The sequence below is a fragment of the Blautia sp. HCP3S3_G3 genome (assembly GCF_052063365.1).
Lineage (GTDB): Bacteria > Bacillota > Clostridia > Lachnospirales > Lachnospiraceae > Blautia_A.
The window spans coordinates 1-1,223 of record NZ_JBQHXR010000062.1; the positions used below are offsets into that span (position 1 = coordinate 1).

Sequence of the window (1,223 nt, forward strand, 5' to 3'; positions counted from 1 at the left end):
CACCTGTGACATGAAAATCCATAAAAAGCTCTGCTTTGATCCAGCCATTGATGGATTCCATTGCGCTATTATCGGTAGGAGTGCCTGCTCTGGACATGGATCTTGTCACATACATTGGAAGAAGATCATTAAATGCCTTTGAAGCATAAACAGATCCTTGATCGGAATGAAGAATCATCTGGTATTCCGGATGTTGCTTCTTTAATTCAAGAAGATCTTTCAGGCCGCTTATATAGGTCATTCGATCACCACGTTTAGAGGAAAGGGAATGGCTTAAGATTTCATTATTCCATAGATCCATATATAGGGTGAGCTCATAATAGATACCTTTTACCCAGAATGCCGTCATATCGCTGACGACACACTGAAGTGGTCCATCAATCTGCATCTCTGACATAAGGAGATTAGGAAATATCTTAAAGGGAGCACCTGGTTTCTTGTATTTATAATGCTTCGCTTTGCTTTTTATACCAGCCGCTTTACAACATTTGTGTGCATATGGATCGGACATCTCGATGCCTTTATCCAGACGGATTTTAGCATTTAGCCATCTGTATCCGTGTGATGGATATTTCAAATGGTATTCCTTGAATAACTGGATGTTTTCAACCAATGCTTTTGTTCTTGGAGCTGGATTGCTGAGCATCTTCTTCCAATAATAGAAGCTGCTTCGATTAATCTTCATAGTTTCACAGAGAAGATTAACCGGAAACTCTCCTGAAAGTTCAAGAATTACCTGGTATTCTTGCTGCTGTAATGAATTACCGAACCATCCCCCTTCACTTCGTAACCTTTTTTTAATCGTGTTTCTGTAATACGTGCCTGAACCAGAGCTTGAATTAGTTCTTCTTTTGTCATAGATTCATATTCTTCAAGATTTGGTCGCTTTACTTCAATAGAAGGGGAAGATTTGACTTTTGTAATTGAATTCTTTCTTCCACCTTTTTTGTGGGGAAGGTTATTGATATCTCTATACAGCCACATATAATTACGAGCTGTATTGTCGCTGATATCATATTCCTGAGCAGCTTGAAATCTGGTTATTTCGCCTTCATAAATACGGCGACCAATGTCCAAACGTTGTTCTAATGTGTATTTCATGGCAAACCTCCTGTGGAACTGGGAATCAATCATGACTAAATATGAGAGTTCACTGTTTAGATTATAACTCATATGTGTCTAAAAATTGACCCCTCCGTGTCCAAAATTAGTTTACCACTTCA

General features: G+C 38.7%; 2 protein-coding genes. Both read right to left on the reverse strand.

Annotated elements, in window-relative coordinates; genetic code table 11:
- Nucleotides 1–685, reverse strand: a 685-nt coding sequence (locus ACTNEW_RS16245; RefSeq protein WP_441062851.1) for a hypothetical protein, incomplete at its 3' end; no start/stop codon positions are given.
- Between the two features lie 47 nt (nucleotides 686–732).
- Complete coding sequence (locus ACTNEW_RS16250) at nucleotides 733–1,101, reverse strand: hypothetical protein (protein WP_441062853.1); 369 nt, start codon at nucleotides 1,099–1,101, stop codon at nucleotides 733–735.
- Between the last annotated feature and the right edge of the window lie 122 nt (nucleotides 1,102–1,223).